The sequence below is a fragment of the Microbacterium sp. CFBP9023 genome, assembly GCF_034045055.1.
Lineage (GTDB): Bacteria > Actinomycetota > Actinomycetes > Actinomycetales > Microbacteriaceae > Microbacterium.
The window spans coordinates 1,192,031-1,206,872 of record NZ_JAXCWI010000001.1; the positions used below are offsets into that span (position 1 = coordinate 1,192,031).

Annotated in this window: 13 protein-coding genes; 7 read left to right on the forward strand and 6 right to left on the reverse strand. The window is 69.7% G+C overall.

What is annotated here, in order from left to right:
- Nucleotides 1-32: 32 nt before the first annotated feature.
- Nucleotides 33-1,556 carry an alpha-N-arabinofuranosidase gene (locus SOM10_RS05790; RefSeq protein WP_072591973.1) on the forward strand — a complete coding sequence of 508 codons (1,524 nt, stop codon included), beginning with the start codon at nucleotides 33-35 and terminating at the stop codon, nucleotides 1,554-1,556.
- Nucleotides 1,557-1,747: 191 nt separating this feature from the next.
- On the opposite strand, the gene SOM10_RS05795 is transcribed toward SOM10_RS05790, so the two are convergent.
- The gene (locus SOM10_RS05795; protein WP_320488890.1) at nucleotides 1,748-3,910 is read right to left on the reverse strand and encodes an LPXTG cell wall anchor domain-containing protein; all 2,163 of its coding nucleotides are present in this window, start codon (nucleotides 3,908-3,910) and stop codon (nucleotides 1,748-1,750) included.
- Nucleotides 3,911-4,215: 305 nt separating this feature from the next.
- Between SOM10_RS05795 and SOM10_RS05800 the strand changes: the two genes are divergently transcribed.
- On the forward strand, nucleotides 4,216-4,647 hold the full coding sequence (locus tag SOM10_RS05800; RefSeq protein ID WP_162253870.1) for an META domain-containing protein: 432 nt from the start codon (nucleotides 4,216-4,218) through the stop codon (nucleotides 4,645-4,647).
- Between the two features lie 69 nt (nucleotides 4,648-4,716).
- Here the strand turns inward: SOM10_RS05800 and SOM10_RS05805 are convergent, their stop codons facing one another.
- The 5 genes from SOM10_RS05805 to SOM10_RS05825 form a co-directional block, all read right to left on the reverse strand.
- Nucleotides 4,717-5,850, reverse strand: a complete 1,134-nt coding sequence (locus tag SOM10_RS05805) for a bifunctional 2-methylcitrate synthase/citrate synthase (protein ID WP_053097920.1) — start codon at nucleotides 5,848-5,850, stop codon at nucleotides 4,717-4,719.
- A 2-nt stretch (nucleotides 5,851-5,852) separates the two neighbouring features.
- Nucleotides 5,853-6,755, reverse strand: a complete 903-nt coding sequence (gene prpB, locus SOM10_RS05810; RefSeq protein WP_320488893.1) for a methylisocitrate lyase — start codon at nucleotides 6,753-6,755, stop codon at nucleotides 5,853-5,855.
- Entirely contained in the window at nucleotides 6,755-8,281 is a 1,527-nt protein-coding gene (locus SOM10_RS05815; RefSeq protein WP_320488895.1) for an MmgE/PrpD family protein, read from the reverse strand. Before SOM10_RS05815 ends, prpB begins: the two co-directional genes overlap by 1 nt.
- A complete protein-coding gene (locus SOM10_RS05820; protein ID WP_056280558.1) occupies nucleotides 8,278-8,946 on the reverse strand; it encodes a GntR family transcriptional regulator in 669 nt (222 codons plus the stop codon). The genes SOM10_RS05815 and SOM10_RS05820 overlap by 4 nt, the downstream gene beginning before the upstream one ends.
- Before the next feature lie 73 nt (nucleotides 8,947-9,019).
- On the reverse strand, nucleotides 9,020-10,000 hold the full coding sequence (locus SOM10_RS05825) for an EamA family transporter (protein ID WP_320488899.1): 981 nt from the start codon (nucleotides 9,998-10,000) through the stop codon (nucleotides 9,020-9,022).
- Between the two features lie 39 nt (nucleotides 10,001-10,039).
- Here SOM10_RS05825 and SOM10_RS05830 point away from each other — a divergent pair, with 39 nt between their 5' ends.
- The 5 genes from SOM10_RS05830 to SOM10_RS05850 all read left to right on the forward strand — a co-directional run bounded on the left by SOM10_RS05830 (nucleotide 10,040) and on the right by SOM10_RS05850 (nucleotide 14,835).
- Nucleotides 10,040-10,576: a CGNR zinc finger domain-containing protein gene (locus SOM10_RS05830; protein ID WP_320488900.1), complete on the forward strand. Its 537-nt coding sequence runs from the start codon at nucleotides 10,040-10,042 to the stop codon at nucleotides 10,574-10,576.
- Nucleotides 10,577-10,616: 40 nt separating this feature from the next.
- Nucleotides 10,617-11,603, forward strand: coding sequence for an acetylxylan esterase (locus SOM10_RS05835; RefSeq protein WP_320488901.1), 987 nt, complete (start codon nucleotides 10,617-10,619; stop codon nucleotides 11,601-11,603).
- A 173-nt stretch (nucleotides 11,604-11,776) separates the two neighbouring features.
- Nucleotides 11,777-12,367: a glucose-6-phosphate isomerase family protein gene (locus SOM10_RS05840; protein ID WP_320488902.1), complete on the forward strand. Its 591-nt coding sequence runs from the start codon at nucleotides 11,777-11,779 to the stop codon at nucleotides 12,365-12,367.
- Nucleotides 12,368-12,376: 9 nt separating this feature from the next.
- Nucleotides 12,377-13,879, forward strand: a complete 1,503-nt coding sequence (gene xylB, locus SOM10_RS05845; RefSeq protein ID WP_320488904.1) for a xylulokinase — start codon at nucleotides 12,377-12,379, stop codon at nucleotides 13,877-13,879.
- Nucleotides 13,879-14,835: a phosphoglycerate dehydrogenase gene (locus SOM10_RS05850; RefSeq protein ID WP_320488906.1), complete on the forward strand. Its 957-nt coding sequence runs from the start codon at nucleotides 13,879-13,881 to the stop codon at nucleotides 14,833-14,835. Before xylB ends, SOM10_RS05850 begins: the two co-directional genes overlap by 1 nt.
- The last annotated feature ends 7 nt before the right edge of the window (nucleotides 14,836-14,842 follow it).

The window sequence follows — 14,842 nt, forward strand, 5'->3', positions numbered from 1 at the left end:
ACCCGGCTCGAGAGCCAGAAACAAGGAGAGCAATGTCTCAGGCCCGCATCACCATCGATCGCGACTTCACCATCGCCGACGTCCCCCGGAGGCTCTTCGGGTCGTTCGTCGAGCACATGGGGCGCTGCGTGTACACCGGCATCTACGAACCGGGGCACCCGCAGGCCGACGAGCGCGGCTTCCGTCAGGACGTCCTCGCCCTGGTGAAGGAGATGGGTCCGACCGTGGTCCGATACCCGGGAGGCAACTTCGTCTCGGGCTACCGCTGGGAAGACGGGGTGGGCCCGGTCGAAGACCGCCCGGTGCGCATCGACGGCGCCTGGCACACGATCGAGACCAACGCCTTCGGCCTGCACGAGTTCATGGACTGGGCGAAGGATGCCGATGTCGAGGTCATGGAGGCCATCAACCTCGGAACCCGGGGTGTCGAGGAGGCCAGGTCGCTCGTCGAGTACGCCAACCATCCGGGCGGCACGTACTGGTCGGACCTTCGCCGCAAGAACGGCGCCGAGCAGCCCTTCGACATCAAGCTGTGGTGCCTGGGCAACGAGCTCGACGGCCCCTGGCAGATCGGCGGCAAGACCGCGACGGAGTACGGGCGGCTGGCGCAGGAGTCGGCCAAGGCCATGAAGCTCGTCGACCCGACGATCGAGCTCGTCGCCGTCGGCTCGTCCGGCCGGTCGATGCCGACGTTCGGCACCTGGGAGCACACGGTACTGACTCACGCGTACGACGAGGTCGACTTCATCTCGATGCACGCGTATTACCAGGAGCATGACGGCGACGCCGAGTCGTTCCTCGCGGAGTCGGTCGACATGGATGCGTTCATCGACGGCGTCATCGCGACGATCGATGCGGTGAAGGCGGCGGGCAAGCACACGAAGCAGGTCGACATCTCGTTCGACGAGTGGAACGTGTGGGACCAGGTGAAGTTCAACGACGTCGAGTCGGTCGAGATCGCGAAGGCCGGGTGGAAGAAGCACCCGCGTCTGATCGAGGACACCTACAACGTGACGGATGCCGTCGTCGTGGGCACGCTGCTCAACAGCCTGCTGCGTCATGGTGATCGCGTGAAGATCGCGAACCAGGCGCAGCTCGTGAACGTGATCGCGCCGATCCGCTCGGAGGAGAACGGTCCGGCCTGGCGTCAGACGAGCTTCTGGCCCTTCGAGCGCATGGCCCGTCTCGCCAAGGGCCGCATCCTGCGCCTCGCGGTGGCGGCTCCGCAGATCGAGACGAAGCGCTACGGCGGAGTCGACTCGGTTGATGCCGCGGCCACGTGGGACGAGGAGACCGGACGAGTCGTCGTCTTCGTCGCGAACCGCTCGCTGACCGAAGAGAGCGACCTGACCGTCGAGCTGCGCGGCCTCACCGGCCTCCGCGTCGTGAACGCCGAGACGCTGACGATCCCCGAGGGTGGCGACCGTCGCACCGCGAACCTCGAGACCACGCAGGATGCCGTGCACATGGTGCCGCTCGGCGCCGCCGAGGTCGTCGACGGGTCGGTGCGTGCGACGCTGCCGCCGCTGTCGTGGTCGGTGATCGAACTCGCCTGAGGTTCGGCTCGACAGGAGAGGGCCCGGCATCGGATTCCGATGTCGGGCCTTCTGCGTGTCCGGCATCCCGCGCGCCTGCACCACGAAGCACCCCGCAGACGCGAAGAAGCCCGGTATCGATCGATACCGGGCTTCTCAGCGATGGGGTTCACGGCCGAGGCCGGTCACTCCGTCAGATCGTGATCAGGCGATCAGCTCTGGATCTGCTGGCGACGACGCACGACCAGCAGCAGTCCGCCCGAGAGCAGGGCGAGCGCGATGGCTCCGGCCGTCAGCGGGACGAGCATGTCGGAACCGGTCGCGGCGAGACCGCCGTCACCCGGGGCGGCTGCGCCACCCTCACCGGGAGCGGGAGCGGCTCCGCCACCGCCGGCGACCGGTGCGGCGAGAACAGCGAACGCCAGGTCGGTCGGAGCCGACGAGACGCCGTCGATGGCCTGCGTGGCCGAGACCGTGTAGGTGCCCGACTCGAGAGCCGCACCGAAGTCGACGCTCCAGGCGCCGTCCTCGACAGTGGCCGTGAACGTGCCGCTCGCCGCGGCGAAGGCGCCCGCGAGGGCCGCCGTGTTCGCCGTGGTCGGCTCGGCGCCGGTGAGCTTCACCGTCACGGTCGCTCCGTCGATGCCCGAGCCGGCGAGTCCGGAAGGACCGTCGTTGTGGGCGAACTCCGCGCCGTTCGCGACCGAGGTCACGGCCGGCGAGACGGGGATGACCGAGAACGACGAGGTGGCCTCAGGCGAGACCTCGTCTTCGCCGTCGATCGTGCGGGTCTGCGTCACGACGACGCTGTGCGAGCCGTACTCGAGGGTGAGTCCGTCGACGGTCCAGGAACCGTCTGCGGCGACCTCGGTGGTGCCGAGCACGTCATCGGTCTGGGCGTCGGTCACCGTGATGGCGGTGGTCGGCAGGCCGGTGCCGCTGATCGCGGTGACCGTCTCGTTGACGGTCGATCCGTCGGCGGGCGAGGTGATGACCGGCGCGACGAGCGGAGCCGGCACGACCTTCACGTCGAGCGTGACGGTCTCGGAGGAGCTGAAGCCGGTGCGGGCACGGACCGAGATGGTCTGCTCGCCGAGCTCGACCGGGCCGACCACCGAGAACGCGCCGTCGACGACGCGGACGGTCTGGTCTGCGCCGAAGCCGCTGACCGTGACCTTCTCCGCGCCGGGAGCGGTTCCGGTGATGGCCGTTCCGGGCTGCACCTCGGCGCCATCGGTCGGGCTGGTGACGACCGGTGCGTCGAGGTCGAGTGCGACCTCATAACCACCGGTCTGGGGCAGAGCGGTCACAAGCGATGCCGCCCAGGTGAACTGCTCTTCGGTCTCGGTCGCCTCAGTTCCACCGCTGATGAGGCCGACGGCCGCATTGCCCTGGATGACCGCGCCGCCGGAGTCACCGGGGCCCGCGAGCGTGTTGCTCGAGAAGCCGCGCACCCAGTGGCCGTCGATGGGCGCCCAGCCGTCGAGGATGTCGTCGCCGTCGACCGTGCCGGTGGTGAAACCGGTCGTGCGGCCGCTCTTCGAGACCTCTCCGAGCACCGGAGCGGCGACCGACTTGATGTCGATCACGCTGTCGGCGAGCGAACTGAGCGAGTCGCCGGCCGTGGACCAGTCGGTGACCGCGGGAACCAGGTTCCAGCCGGAGTCGGGGGCGATGTCGATGACCGAGATGTCGGTCGCAGTGGTCTCACCGCTCGAACCGAGGCCGCCGTCCGCGCCGCCGAACTGGGCGAAGCCGAACGTACCGAGCAGGTCGATCGTGGCCGGCAGCGCGGTCTGGGTACCACCGGCTGCGTCTTCGCTGCTGGGAACGGTCAGCGTGGTGTCGCTGAGCGGCTCGCCATCTTCATCGAATGCGCAGTGTCCGGCACTCAGCAGCGCCGGGTCACCGGCGGGCGAGAACGCAGCGAAGCCGAGCGAGCACGACCAGGCTGCAGCGTCGGGCTCGCCCGCGAGGAAGCCCGGGAGGTCGGGCGCGACTGACAGGTAGCCCTGTCCGCCTACGACATCGCCTTCGGCGAAAGCAGACAGGGTGCGGTCGACCTTCACGACGGATGCATCAGGAAAGCCCTCGGTTGCCGCGATCTGCGAAATCTCGGCGTCGGAGGCCGCGCTGTCCGCGGTGACGACGACCACGTTGCCGCCATCCGCGGTCTGGCCGACGGCGACCATGTCGGTGCCGACCTTGTCGAGTTCCGCCCGAGTGTTGAGAACCTCGAGAGGAGCGTCCTGTCCGGGTGCTTCTGCGGAGTCGTCCGCGAACGCCACAGGCGCTCCGAGGAAGAGCCCCGAGAGGGCGAGCGTGGTGGCGGCCGTCAGCGCCAGTGGGCGGCGGCCTGTCACTCTGTGCTTCATGTGATGTATGTCCTTGCTGGTCACGGATCGTCAGTCAGTTTCATAGTCGGCAGTGTGCTGTGCACACAGAACCGTTCGCCTCCCGGTGGAGGCGTGAACTGCGACGCTGGCCCCCCGACAAGCAGGATCCTGTTCGTCGAGACGAGCAGGGATCTCCAGAAGCGTACCCAGTAAATCCACAGAATGGGGAAATTGTTTACCAGAATTTCGCCTCTTGACCTGGCCCTCTCGTTTGCGATACGGCAGAACGACCGCCCGCCGCACAACGGATTGCGTTCGCAGACGACACGGTTACCATGGCCACCATGAGCACCCACCGCAGAGCACGCACCCTCGTCGGCCTCGCGATCCTGGGAGCCTTCGCCGTGATGGGCGCAGCCTGCGCGACCGGCGGCCCCAGCAGTGCGCCGACGTCGAGCGCCGACCCGAACGGCGAAGACAGCGCCGTCGTCGAGAAGCTCGTCGGACTGTGGGGAGAGGATGCCTCCGGTCAGCCGCACCTCGAGTTCACCGCCGACGGCGAGGTGCACGGCAGTGACGGCTGCAACGGCATCACGACGACCTACTCGGTGAACGGCGACCGTGTCGATCTCGCCCGATTCGCCTCGACGCTGAAGGCGTGCCCCGGAGTGGACGGCTGGATGCGGGGCGTGCGTGCGGTCGAGATCGACGGCGACGTCCTCGTGATCAAGGACGCGTCCGGCACGGAGCTGGGCACCCTCCCGCGCGCGAGCTGACGTCGCGCCGCGGAGTGCGGCATCCGATCCGGCACCGGCCCGGGTCGTCGACCCGGGCCGGTGCGCCGATCAGTTCTCGATGTGGCGTTCGTCGACGCCGTCGTAGAACGACAGCGGGCGGATCAGAGCGTTCGCACCGGCCTGTTCGATGATGTGCGCCGTCCACCCTGTGACCCGCGCCGCGACGAACAGCGGCGTGAAGGTGAGGGTGTCGAAGCCGATGAGGTTGTAGGCAGGGCCCGACGGGTAGTCGAGGTTCGGGTAGATGCCCTTGCGCGCCACGAACTCCGACTCGAGAGCGTCGTACAGCTCTGCCACCTCCGCCTTGTCGTAGTGCTCGACCAGGGTGTCGAGCGCCGCCTTCATCGTCGGCACCCGCGAGTCGCCGCTCTTGTAGACGCGGTGCCCGAAGCCCATGATCTTGCGCTTCTCGGCCAGCGCCTTGTCGAGCCACGGCACGACGTTCGAGGCCTCGCCGATCTCGTCGAAGATGTGCAGCACAGCCTCGTTGGCGCCGCCGTGCAGCGGACCCTTGAGCGCGCCGATCGCCCCGACCACCGCCGAGTAGAGGTCGCTGAGCGTCGAGGTGATCACGCGGGCCGTGAACGTCGAGGCGTTGAACGAGTGCTCGGCATACAGGATCATCGAGCGGTTGAACGCGTCGACGACCACCGGATCGGGCTCCTCGCCGAACGTCATCCAGAGGAAGTTCGCCGAGTAGTCGAGGTCGTCGCGCGGTGCGATCGTCTCCTGCCCCCGGCGGCGGCGCTGACCGTACGCGACGATCGCGGGGAGAGCGGCGAACAGACGGATGCTGCGCTCGAGGTTCTCCTCCGGGCTGCCGCCGGCATCGAGCACCGATCCGCCCGCGTTCGTGTCGGAGGCACCGATCAGGCTGACCGCCGTGCGCACCTCGTCCATCGGATGCGCGTCGAGCGGAACCAGGTCGATCGCGGTCTTCACGCTGTCGGTCAGAGCGCGGTGGAGGCGCTCCTCCGCGCGGAAAGCGGCCAGCTCGTCGGCCGTCGGCAGCTCGCCGTGCCACAGCAGGTAGGCCACCGCCTCGAAAGGCTGGGTCGCCGCCAGCTCCTGCACGGGATAACCGCGGTAGAGCAGGCTGTTCGTCTCGGGGTTGACCTTCGAGATCGCGGTCGTGTCGACGACGACCCCGGCGAGGCCCTTCTTGATGTCCGGCTCGGTCATGCTCACTCCTTCGTGACGGTGAAGCCTGCGACGCCGGAGTCGAACTGCTTGTAGGACTCGTAGTCGATCAGGTCGTAGAGATCGGCACGGTGCTGCATCTCACCGAGCTTCGAGGTGAGGTGCCCCTCCTCGTTCAGCGTATCGAGCGCACCGCCCGCCGCGCCCATCGCGATGCGCAGCAGCGACACCGGCCAGATGACCATGTTCACACCGGCATCCCGCAACTGGTCGACCGAGAACAGATCGCTCTTGCCGAATTCGGTCATGTTGGCGAGGATCGGCACGTCGAGCGCATTCGCCATCGCCTCGAACTCGCCGAGGGTGCGCATCGCCTCGGGGAAGACGGCATCCGCCCCGGCATCCACCAGCGCCTCCGCACGATCGATCGCGGACTCGAGTCCCTCGACCGCGCGGATGTCGGTGCGCGCCATGATGAGGAAGTTCGGGTCGCGTCGAGCGTCGGCGGCGGCGCGGATGCGACGGATCGCCGTGCTCTCGTCGACGACGCTCTTGCCGTCGAGGTGGCCGCAACGCTTCGGGTTGATCTGGTCTTCGATGTGCGTGCCGGCGAGGCCGGCATCCTCGAGCTCCTGGATCGTGCGGGCGACGTTCATCGGCTCGCCGAAACCGGTGTCGGCGTCGACGATCGCGGGGATGTCGGTCATCCGCGCGATCTGCTTGGCCCGACCGGCGACCTCGGTCAGCGTGGTGAGGCCGATGTCGGGCACCCCGAGGTCGGCAGAGAGCACCGCACCCGAGATGTAGACCCCGTCGAAGCCCTTCTGCTCGATCAGTCGGGCGCTCAGCGGATTGAACGCGCCGGGGAAGCGCAGCAGCTCGCCACTCGCGAGCCGTTCGCGGAACAGACGGCGCTTCTCGGCCGGGGTGACGTGCGAATACAGCATCAGAACAGGCCCTTCGGGGCATCGGCGCCCTCGAGCAGGCCGGGCTTCGCGATGATCGACAGCTCGCCGACCTCCGCGGCCGTGAGCTCGGGCAGGCGCTGCACGAGTTCGAGGAACCGCTCGATCTCCGCGGACTCGAGCACGGGCTCGGCCAGCAGGCGGAACTTCGCGATGTAGTTCTCGCGGGCGAACGGACGAGCACCCAGCGGGTGCGCGTCCGCGACGGCGATCTCATCGACCACGGTCGTGCCGTCGGTGAGGCGGAACTCGACGCGCCCGCCGAACGCCTTCACGTCGGGGTCTTCGGAGTGGTAGCGGCGGGTCCACTCGGCATCCTCGGCCGTGGTGATCTTGTGCCACAGGGCGACCGTGTCTGCGCGACCGGCCCGCTCGGGGGTGTACGAATCGACGTGGTGCCAGCCGCCGTCCTGCAGCGCGACCGCGAAGATGTACGGGATCGAGTGGTCGAGCGTCTCACGGGATGCAGTGGGGTCGTACTTCTGCGGGTCGTTCGCACCCGAGCCGATCACATAGTGCGTGTGGTGGCTGGTGTGCAGCACGATGGCCTCGATGTTGGCGGGGTCGCGCAGCGCCGGATTCTCGGTGCCGAGCTTGCGGGCGAGGTCGATCCACGCCTGCGCCTGGTACTCGGCCGAGTGCTCCTTCGTGTACGAGTCGAGGATCGCGCGCTTCGCCTCGCCCGCGGCAGGAAGCGGCACCTCGTAGGCGGCGTCCTTGCCGTCGAGCATCCAGGCGATCACGCCGTCTTCGCCCTCGTAGATCGGCGCGGGACTCGTCTGACCGCGCATCGCCCGGTCGACCGCCTCGACGGCGAGCTTGCCGGCGAAGGCCGGGGCGTGCGCCTTCCAGGTCGAGATCTCGCCCTTGCGGCTCTGACGCGTGGCGGTGGTGGTGTGCAGGCCCTGACCGACGGCCTGGTAGATCGTCTCGACGTCGAGCCCGAGCAGCGTGCCGATGCCGGCGGCGGCCGACGGGCCGAGGTGCGCGACGTGGTCGATCTTGTGCTTGTGCAGGCAGATCGCGCGCACGAGGTCCATCTGGATCTCGTAGCCGGTGGCGATGCCGCGCAGCAGCGCGCGGCCGTCGGCCTGCACGTGCTGGGCGACGGCGAGGATCGGCGGGATGTTGTCGCCCGGGTGCGAGTACTCGGCCGCGAGGAACGTGTCGTGATAGTCGAGCTCGCGCACGGCCACGCCGTTGGCCCACGCCGCCCACTCGGGGCTGGTGCGGTGGTCGAGCGCCGCGCCGAAGACCGTGGCGCCGATGCCGCCGGTCGAGACGGGGTGGCTGAACGCCTGGGTGCGAGCCGCGTTGATGGGCCCGCGGGTGAGGGATGCCGCGGCCACCGACGCGTTGTCGATGATGCGGTTGATGATCATGTCGGTGACGTCCTGCTCGACCTCGACCGGGTCGGCGGCGACCTCGGCGATCTTCCAGGCGAGTTGGTCTTCGCGGGCGAGGTTCTCATCGCTGCGGTGGACGCGGACGTGGTGGGTGACGGTCATTTCACACCTTCTGGGTTGGCGGTCAGGGAGTCGAGGATGCCGGTCAGCGCATTGTGCAGATGCACGTGCGTGGCGTGGGCGGCGAGGTCACCGTCTCGGGCGGCGAGGGCCTGCGCGATCGTTCGGTGCTCGGCGGCTGAGGCTGCGAGGCGGGCCGGCTTGTCGCGGGCCATGCGGCGGACTCGCACGAGGTGGGTGCGCACGGTGCGCAGGGCCGAGGCGATGTAGTCGTTGTCGACCGCACCGTCGAGAGCGGCATCGAAGCGGGCGATCAGGGCGTAGTACGCGTCGCGGCCCTCGACGGCGGTGAGGTCGACGTGCGCGAACTCGTCGGCGAGGGCGGCGAAGAGGGCGGCGTCACCCCGCTGGGCCGCGAGTCGGGCGGAGGTCTCTTCGAGCGCGCGGCGGATCTCGAACAGCGCGCGGATGTCGTCCGCATCCAGGTCGGCGACCACCGTCACTCGCGGCGACTGCTGCACGACGAGGCCGTCGGCGGCGAGGCGGCGCAGCGCTTCGCGCATCGGGGTGCGGCTGATGCCGAGGCGGGCGGCCTGCTCGACCTCGCCGAGCACGAACCCCGCGGGGAGGGCGCCGGACTGGATCTCCTCGAGCAGCGCGGCGTGGGCTCGATCGCCGGCGGTGATGCGATCGGCGACAGAGCTCATGCCCTCAGTGTATACACAAATACGTTTCGATGATCAGGGGAGCGGTTATCGGGTGCTTCGCGTATACATTGCGCTACCGCTGCGGCCGCTCCACGGCATCCGGCACCGGCTCGACGAACTCGGCGGGACGCGGCTCGCCGAGCTTCACCACGACGACGCCGACCAGCACCAGCGCCCCGCCGAGGGCCTGCAGCAGATCGGGCAGCTGTCCGAGCAGCAGCCAGCCGAAGAGCAGCGCGGCGACCACCTCGGAGAGCGCGACGAAGGATGCGAGGCGGGAGCCGAGCATCCGCGTCGACGCGATGCCGAGCACATAGGCGAGTGCCGTCGCGACCAGGCCGATCGCGAGCACCGGCACGAACCACGGCACGGTGCCGAAGCGATAGGTGATGTCGTCGGTCGTCCAGGCGATGGGCAGGATGCCGGCGAGTCCGGCGACCGTCAGCGCGATCGCGCCGAGCAGCAGCCCACCCCCGGCGAGCGCGATCGGAGGCAGTCCGGTGTCGGCCTTGGCCGAGAGCAGGAAGTACGTCGCCGCACCCACCATCGCGGCGAGTGCCCAGAGGATGCCGGCGACATCGACCTCGGCGCCGGTGATGATGTCGAGCATCAGCACGAGTCCGACGAAGGCGATGGCCGCGCCGATCACGCTGCGCCGACTCGGCCGCTCGCCCCGGCGGAGCCACAGCCAGAGGATGACGGCGATCGGCGCGGTGTATTCGATGAGCAGTGCGAGACCGACGTCCATCACGGCGACGGCCTGGAAGTAGCAGAGCTGCGTGGCGGTGACGGCGAGCAGTCCGTAGGCGGCGACCATCCCGGCGTTCTTGCGGAGCACTGCCCACCGCCCGCGCAGCGACAGGACCGTCGGCACGAGCAGCACGAGTGCGGCGACCCAGACACGCGCGGTCACGGCAGCACCGGGCGTCCACCCTGCATCGATGAGCCCGCGAGCCCAGGCGCCGGACATCCCGAACGCGAAGGCCGCGCCGATCGCCAGAGGCAGACCGAAACGCACGCCGCGCATCGAGATGTCATTCGCAACTTCGCTCATGACAGGTGACGCTACTCGTGCACGTTGTAAGGTGTCAACATGAACTTCACCGATGACACGGAAGAGGCGCTCCGCGCAGCCATCCGGCTCGTGAACTCGGCGGAAGAGCCCGAGACCCTCGAGACGCTCGCCGACTACGACGCCTTTCTCGCGGACTTCCCCTACTCCGGCCGCCTCGACCGCGACGACGCCGAGCTCTCCTCGCTGCGTGCGATCCGCCCGCGCCTGCGCTCCATGCTCATCGCGCGACGAGACGAGATGGCCGAGCACGTCAACGCCGCGCTGGCCGAAGCGTCTCTCGCGCCGCGACTCGTGCGCCATGACGGTGTGGACTGGCACCTGCACGCCGTCGCCGACGAGCGCCCCCTCGCCGAGCGCGTGCTGATCGAGACCGCGATGGCGCTGATCGACGTCATCCGCACCGACGAGGGATCCCGCATCTCGACCTGCGCCGACGACACGTGCGAGGCGCTCGCGCTCGACCTCTCCCGCAACCGGTCGAAGCGCTACTGCTCGACGACCTGCACGAATCGCAACGCGGTGGCGGCGTATCGTGCGCGGCGCGCGAGCGCCTGAGCCGCGGCATCCGGAGGACGTTCGGTAGCGTCGTCTCGTCATGACCTTCCCCCCTCCCTACGACACCTGGTTCCCCGACGCCGAGTTCGACGCCGCTTACGGACACACGCTCGCCACGCTCCGCGAGATCGCACCGGTTCCAGCGCCGGACGGCTTCACCGCGCGATGGCAGGCGTGGCGCGCACAGGCGAAGACGGTGGATGCCGCACCCGCCGTGCTGTCCACCGAGAGCATCCACGGCCGGCGGGTGTCGATCATCGAGCACGCCGGAGTCGACGGCATCCGACTGCGTGCCTGGCTCGTCGAGCCCGTCTCGCCGCCCGCGCGGGTGGGCGTCGTGCACAGCCACGGATACGGCGGGCGGGATGCGATCGACCTCGCTCGTATTCCCGAGGATGCGGCGGCGATCTTTCCCGTAGCCCGCGGGCTGCCCACGCTGAACACGGGCATCGGCGCCCCCGAGATCCAGGCCGAGCATGTGCTGGCCGGGATCGAGAACCCCGACGACTACGTGCTGGGACTCTGCGCCCGCGACCTCTGGCTCGCGGCGGATGCCCTGACCGCGCTCGTCGGACGCGTGCCGCTCTACTACGTCGGCGAGAGCTTCGGCGGCGGCATCGGAGCGCTCGCCCTGCCGTGGGACGACCGGTATATCGGGGCGACCCTCATCGTCCCGAGCTTCGGGCAGTACGACGAGCGCCTCGCCGTTCACTGCCTCGGCAGCGGGGAGACCGTGCGCGATCACGTCGCCGCGCATCCCGACGCGCGCGAGGCTCTGCGCTGGTTCGACGCCTCGTCAACCCTCGGCTTCGCCCGCGTTCCGGTGCGCGTGGAGGCGGCACTGTGGGACCCGTATGTGCCGCCGCCCGGACAGTTCGGCGTCGCGAACGCGGCGCGGATGCTCGAACTCGCCGTCCTTCCCGCCGGCCATGCCGACTATCCAGGCGCCGACGAGGTGACAGCCGAGTCCGTCAGAGGCGGCCGCGCCCACCTCGCGCGCGCACTGCGCGCCGCCTCCGCTCCATGACTCCGGAGAAACTCGCATGGCGAGCCCGACGGGTCCGGGCGAGCGAGGAGCAGGCGCACACCCGCGCTCCCCGGCCTGCGCATCCGAGCACTGGACGCCACTTGTCATCACAGGTACACTCAACTTGTCATTACAGGTTGCGCAGCGCCGCAGCATCCGCACGAGGAGCACCGATGCCCCAGTTCCACACTCCCCCGATCTCGCCGATGGCGATCGCCTTCGACGCCGAGAAGCTCACGCTCTCCCCGGAGGGACCCACTCTGACGCGGCGCATGTCCGACCTCGAGGGACTCTTCCTCGACGCCGACGCCTGGGCTGCCGCGGCCGCCGGCGACAACCCCGTCGTCTACACCGTGGTCAGCTCTCCCGTGCCCGAGGTCGACCGCGAGCTGCCGCAGTCGATCACCACGATCATGCCCGGCGACACCTCGGGAGAGCTCTGGATGACCAAGGGCCACCAGCATCCGAACCACCAGGGCGAGATCTACCTCGCGCTGAAGGGCCGCGGCGGGCTGCTCATGTTCGACGGCGAGCGCACCGAATGGCTCGACATGCTGCCCGGCACGATCGGCTACATCCCGCCGGGCTGGGCGCACCGCTCGGTCAACACGGGCGACGAGCCCTACTCGTTCCTCGCGGTGTACCCGGGCGGCGCCGGCCACGACTACGGCTGGGTCATCGAGCACGGGATGGGCTCTCGGGCCTATCGCGCCACCGAGGGCGTGGACCTGCGCCCCTATTCCGCGTCCCCCTCCGCGGAATAGGCTCCGGCCATGCTGATCGCGCACGATCTGGGGACCACCGGCGACAAGGCCTCCCTGCACCATGACGACGGACGCCTCGTCACCTCGGTCACGGTGCCGTACCCCGCGCACTTCGCCGCGGGCGGCATCGCCGAGCAGGATCCGGCGGACTGGTGGGATGCCGTCGTCTCGGCGACCCGACAGCTGATCGACCGTGCGGGCGTCGACCCGTCGACCGTCGGCGGACTCGTCGTCAGCGGCCAGATGATGGGCACGGTGCTGCTCGACGCACACGGCGAGCCGGTGCGCCCCGCGATCATCTGGGCCGACACCCGCTCGGGCGCGCAGACCCGTGAGCTCGAAGAGCGTCTCGGAGCACAGGACGCCTACCGCGTGCTCGGCCATCGACTGAACCCCACCTACTCGGTCGAGAAGATCATGTGGGTGCGCGACAACGAGCCGGATGTCTGGGCGCGGGTGCGGCACTTCTGCGTCGCGAAGGACTACATCGTCTACCGTCTCACCGGACGCCTCGCCACCGAGCGCTCCGACGCCTCGGGCACCAACGCCTACGACCAGGTGCGCGGCGAGTGGTCGGCCGATGTGCTCGCCGCCGCGGGACTCGACCCCGCCCTCTTCCCCGAGATCCTCGAATCGACGACGATCGCCGGGTCCCTCACCGCCGAATCGGCCACCGACCTCGGGCTTCCGGCATCCGTCCGCGTCGTCATGGGCGGCGGAGACGGCCCCTTGGCCGCCGTCGGTTCGGGCATCGTCGCGCCCGAAGACGGCGCGTACGTGTGCCTGGGCACCTCGTCGTGGATCTCGTTCGCGAGCCTCACACCGCTGCACGACCCGCAGATGCGCACCATGACGTTCGACAACGTCGTGCCAGGATCCTTCGTGCCGACCGCGACCATGCAGGCCGGCGGCGCCTCGGTGCAGTGGATCGCCGAAGCCCTCTCCCCCGACCCCGCGCGCCCCGACACCGCCCGGCTCACCGCGGAGGCCGGGGGCGACCTCGACACCGAGGACCTCTACTTCCTCCCCTATCTGCTCGGCGAACGATCCCCGCTGTGGGACCCGCACGCCCGCGGAGCCTTCGTCGGCCTCGCCCGTCATCACACCCGCACGCACCTCACCCGAGCCGTGCTCGAGGGTGTCGCGTACAACCTGCTCACCTGCATCCAGGCGTTCCGCGAATCCGGTGCGTCGATCGACCGCATCGACGCGGTGGGCGGCGGAGCGCAGAGCGACGCCTGGCTCGGCATCCTCGCCGACGTCTGGGGTGTGCCGATCCGACGGCGCACGATCGTCGAAGAGGCCAACAGCCTCGGCGCCGCTGTCACCGGTGCCGTCGGCCTCGGCCTCGCCGACTTCTCGGCGGCGCGGGCGCTCAGCGAGGTCACGGCGGAGTTCACTCCGGATGCCGGCCGGCACGCCGTGCACGCGCAGCGGCATTCGCGCTTCGTCGGCGCCTACGCCGCGCTCGAGCCGTGGTTCGCCCAGGCCCCCGCCACTCGAGGCGCCTGATGGGAGTCATCCTTGCGACCAGCCGGTCGTTCTCGGACGGAGACCTCGACCTCGTCGGCCGAGCAAGGGCCGCCGGCCACGAGATCGTCCGGGGCCCCGCCCACCACGGGCTCACCGAGCTCGCACCCCTGCTCGCTGCCGCCGAGGGGTGGATCGCGGGCACGGGTCCGGTGACCGACGACCACCTGGCCGCCGCGCCGAACCTCAGGGTCGTGGCCCGCTACGGCGTCGGCACCGAGGCAGTCGATCTCGACGCGGCGCTGCGGCGCGGCATCCCGGTGACGAACACCCCGGGGGCGAACGCGGATGCCGTCGCCGACCACGCCGTCGGCCTCATGCTCGCGGCGCTCCGGTTCATCCCCGACGGCGATCGCCGCGTGCGGGCCGGCGACTGGGCCGTGCGGCGCGGTCGCGAGCTCGGAGCCGCCACGGTCGGCATCGTCGGGTTCGGTCGCATAGGCCAGGGCGTCGCGCGACGTCTGAGCGGTTTCGGCGCACGCGTGCTCGCGGCAGATCCGTTCCTGCCGGCCGACGTGATCGCCGAGCGCGGCGCCGAACCGGTCGACCTCGACGAGCTGTTCCGCACCGCCGACGTCATCACCCTGCACGCCCCGGGCGGGCAGACGCTCGTCGATGCGGCGCGACTCGACGGCCTCCGCCCCGGCACGATCCTGGTGAACACCGCCCGCCCCGATCTCGTCGACGAGGCGGCACTCGCCGCCGCCCTGCGTGACGGACGCCTCGGCGGATACGCCGCCGACACCCTGACCGGCGACACCGCGGCGAGCGCGAGTCCGCTGCTCGCCGACGACCTCGCCGACCGTGTCACCGTGACCCCGCATCTCGGCGCGCAGACGACCCAGGCCGTCGACAACATGGGCTCGATGTCCCTCGACGATGTGCTCGCGGTTCTCGCGGGCACCGCGCCCGCCCACCCCGTCTCTCCCCGACCCTGAAGGACCC

Coding starts and splice junctions, on each gene's coding strand:
- xylB (WP_320488904.1), top strand. CDS start 12,377: ATGCTGATCGCGCACGATCTGGGGACCACCGGCGACAAGGCCTCCCTG.
- SOM10_RS05790 (WP_072591973.1), top strand. CDS start 33: ATGTCTCAGGCCCGCATCACCATCGATCGCGACTTCACCATCGCCGAC.
- SOM10_RS05850 (WP_320488906.1), top strand. CDS start 13,879: ATGGGAGTCATCCTTGCGACCAGCCGGTCGTTCTCGGACGGAGACCTC.
- SOM10_RS05835 (WP_320488901.1), top strand. CDS start 10,617: ATGACCTTCCCCCCTCCCTACGACACCTGGTTCCCCGACGCCGAGTTC.
- SOM10_RS05840 (WP_320488902.1), top strand. CDS start 11,777: ATGCCCCAGTTCCACACTCCCCCGATCTCGCCGATGGCGATCGCCTTC.
- SOM10_RS05805 (WP_053097920.1), bottom strand. CDS start 5,850: ATGACCGAGCCGGACATCAAGAAGGGCCTCGCCGGGGTCGTCGTCGAC.
- SOM10_RS05820 (WP_056280558.1), bottom strand. CDS start 8,946: ATGAGCTCTGTCGCCGATCGCATCACCGCCGGCGATCGAGCCCACGCC.
- SOM10_RS05800 (WP_162253870.1), top strand. CDS start 4,216: ATGAGCACCCACCGCAGAGCACGCACCCTCGTCGGCCTCGCGATCCTG.
- SOM10_RS05825 (WP_320488899.1), bottom strand. CDS start 10,000: ATGAGCGAAGTTGCGAATGACATCTCGATGCGCGGCGTGCGTTTCGGT.
- SOM10_RS05815 (WP_320488895.1), bottom strand. CDS start 8,281: ATGACCGTCACCCACCACGTCCGCGTCCACCGCAGCGATGAGAACCTC.
- SOM10_RS05795 (WP_320488890.1), bottom strand. CDS start 3,910: ATGAAGCACAGAGTGACAGGCCGCCGCCCACTGGCGCTGACGGCCGCC.
- prpB (WP_320488893.1), bottom strand. CDS start 6,755: ATGCTGTATTCGCACGTCACCCCGGCCGAGAAGCGCCGTCTGTTCCGC.
- SOM10_RS05830 (WP_320488900.1), top strand. CDS start 10,040: ATGAACTTCACCGATGACACGGAAGAGGCGCTCCGCGCAGCCATCCGG.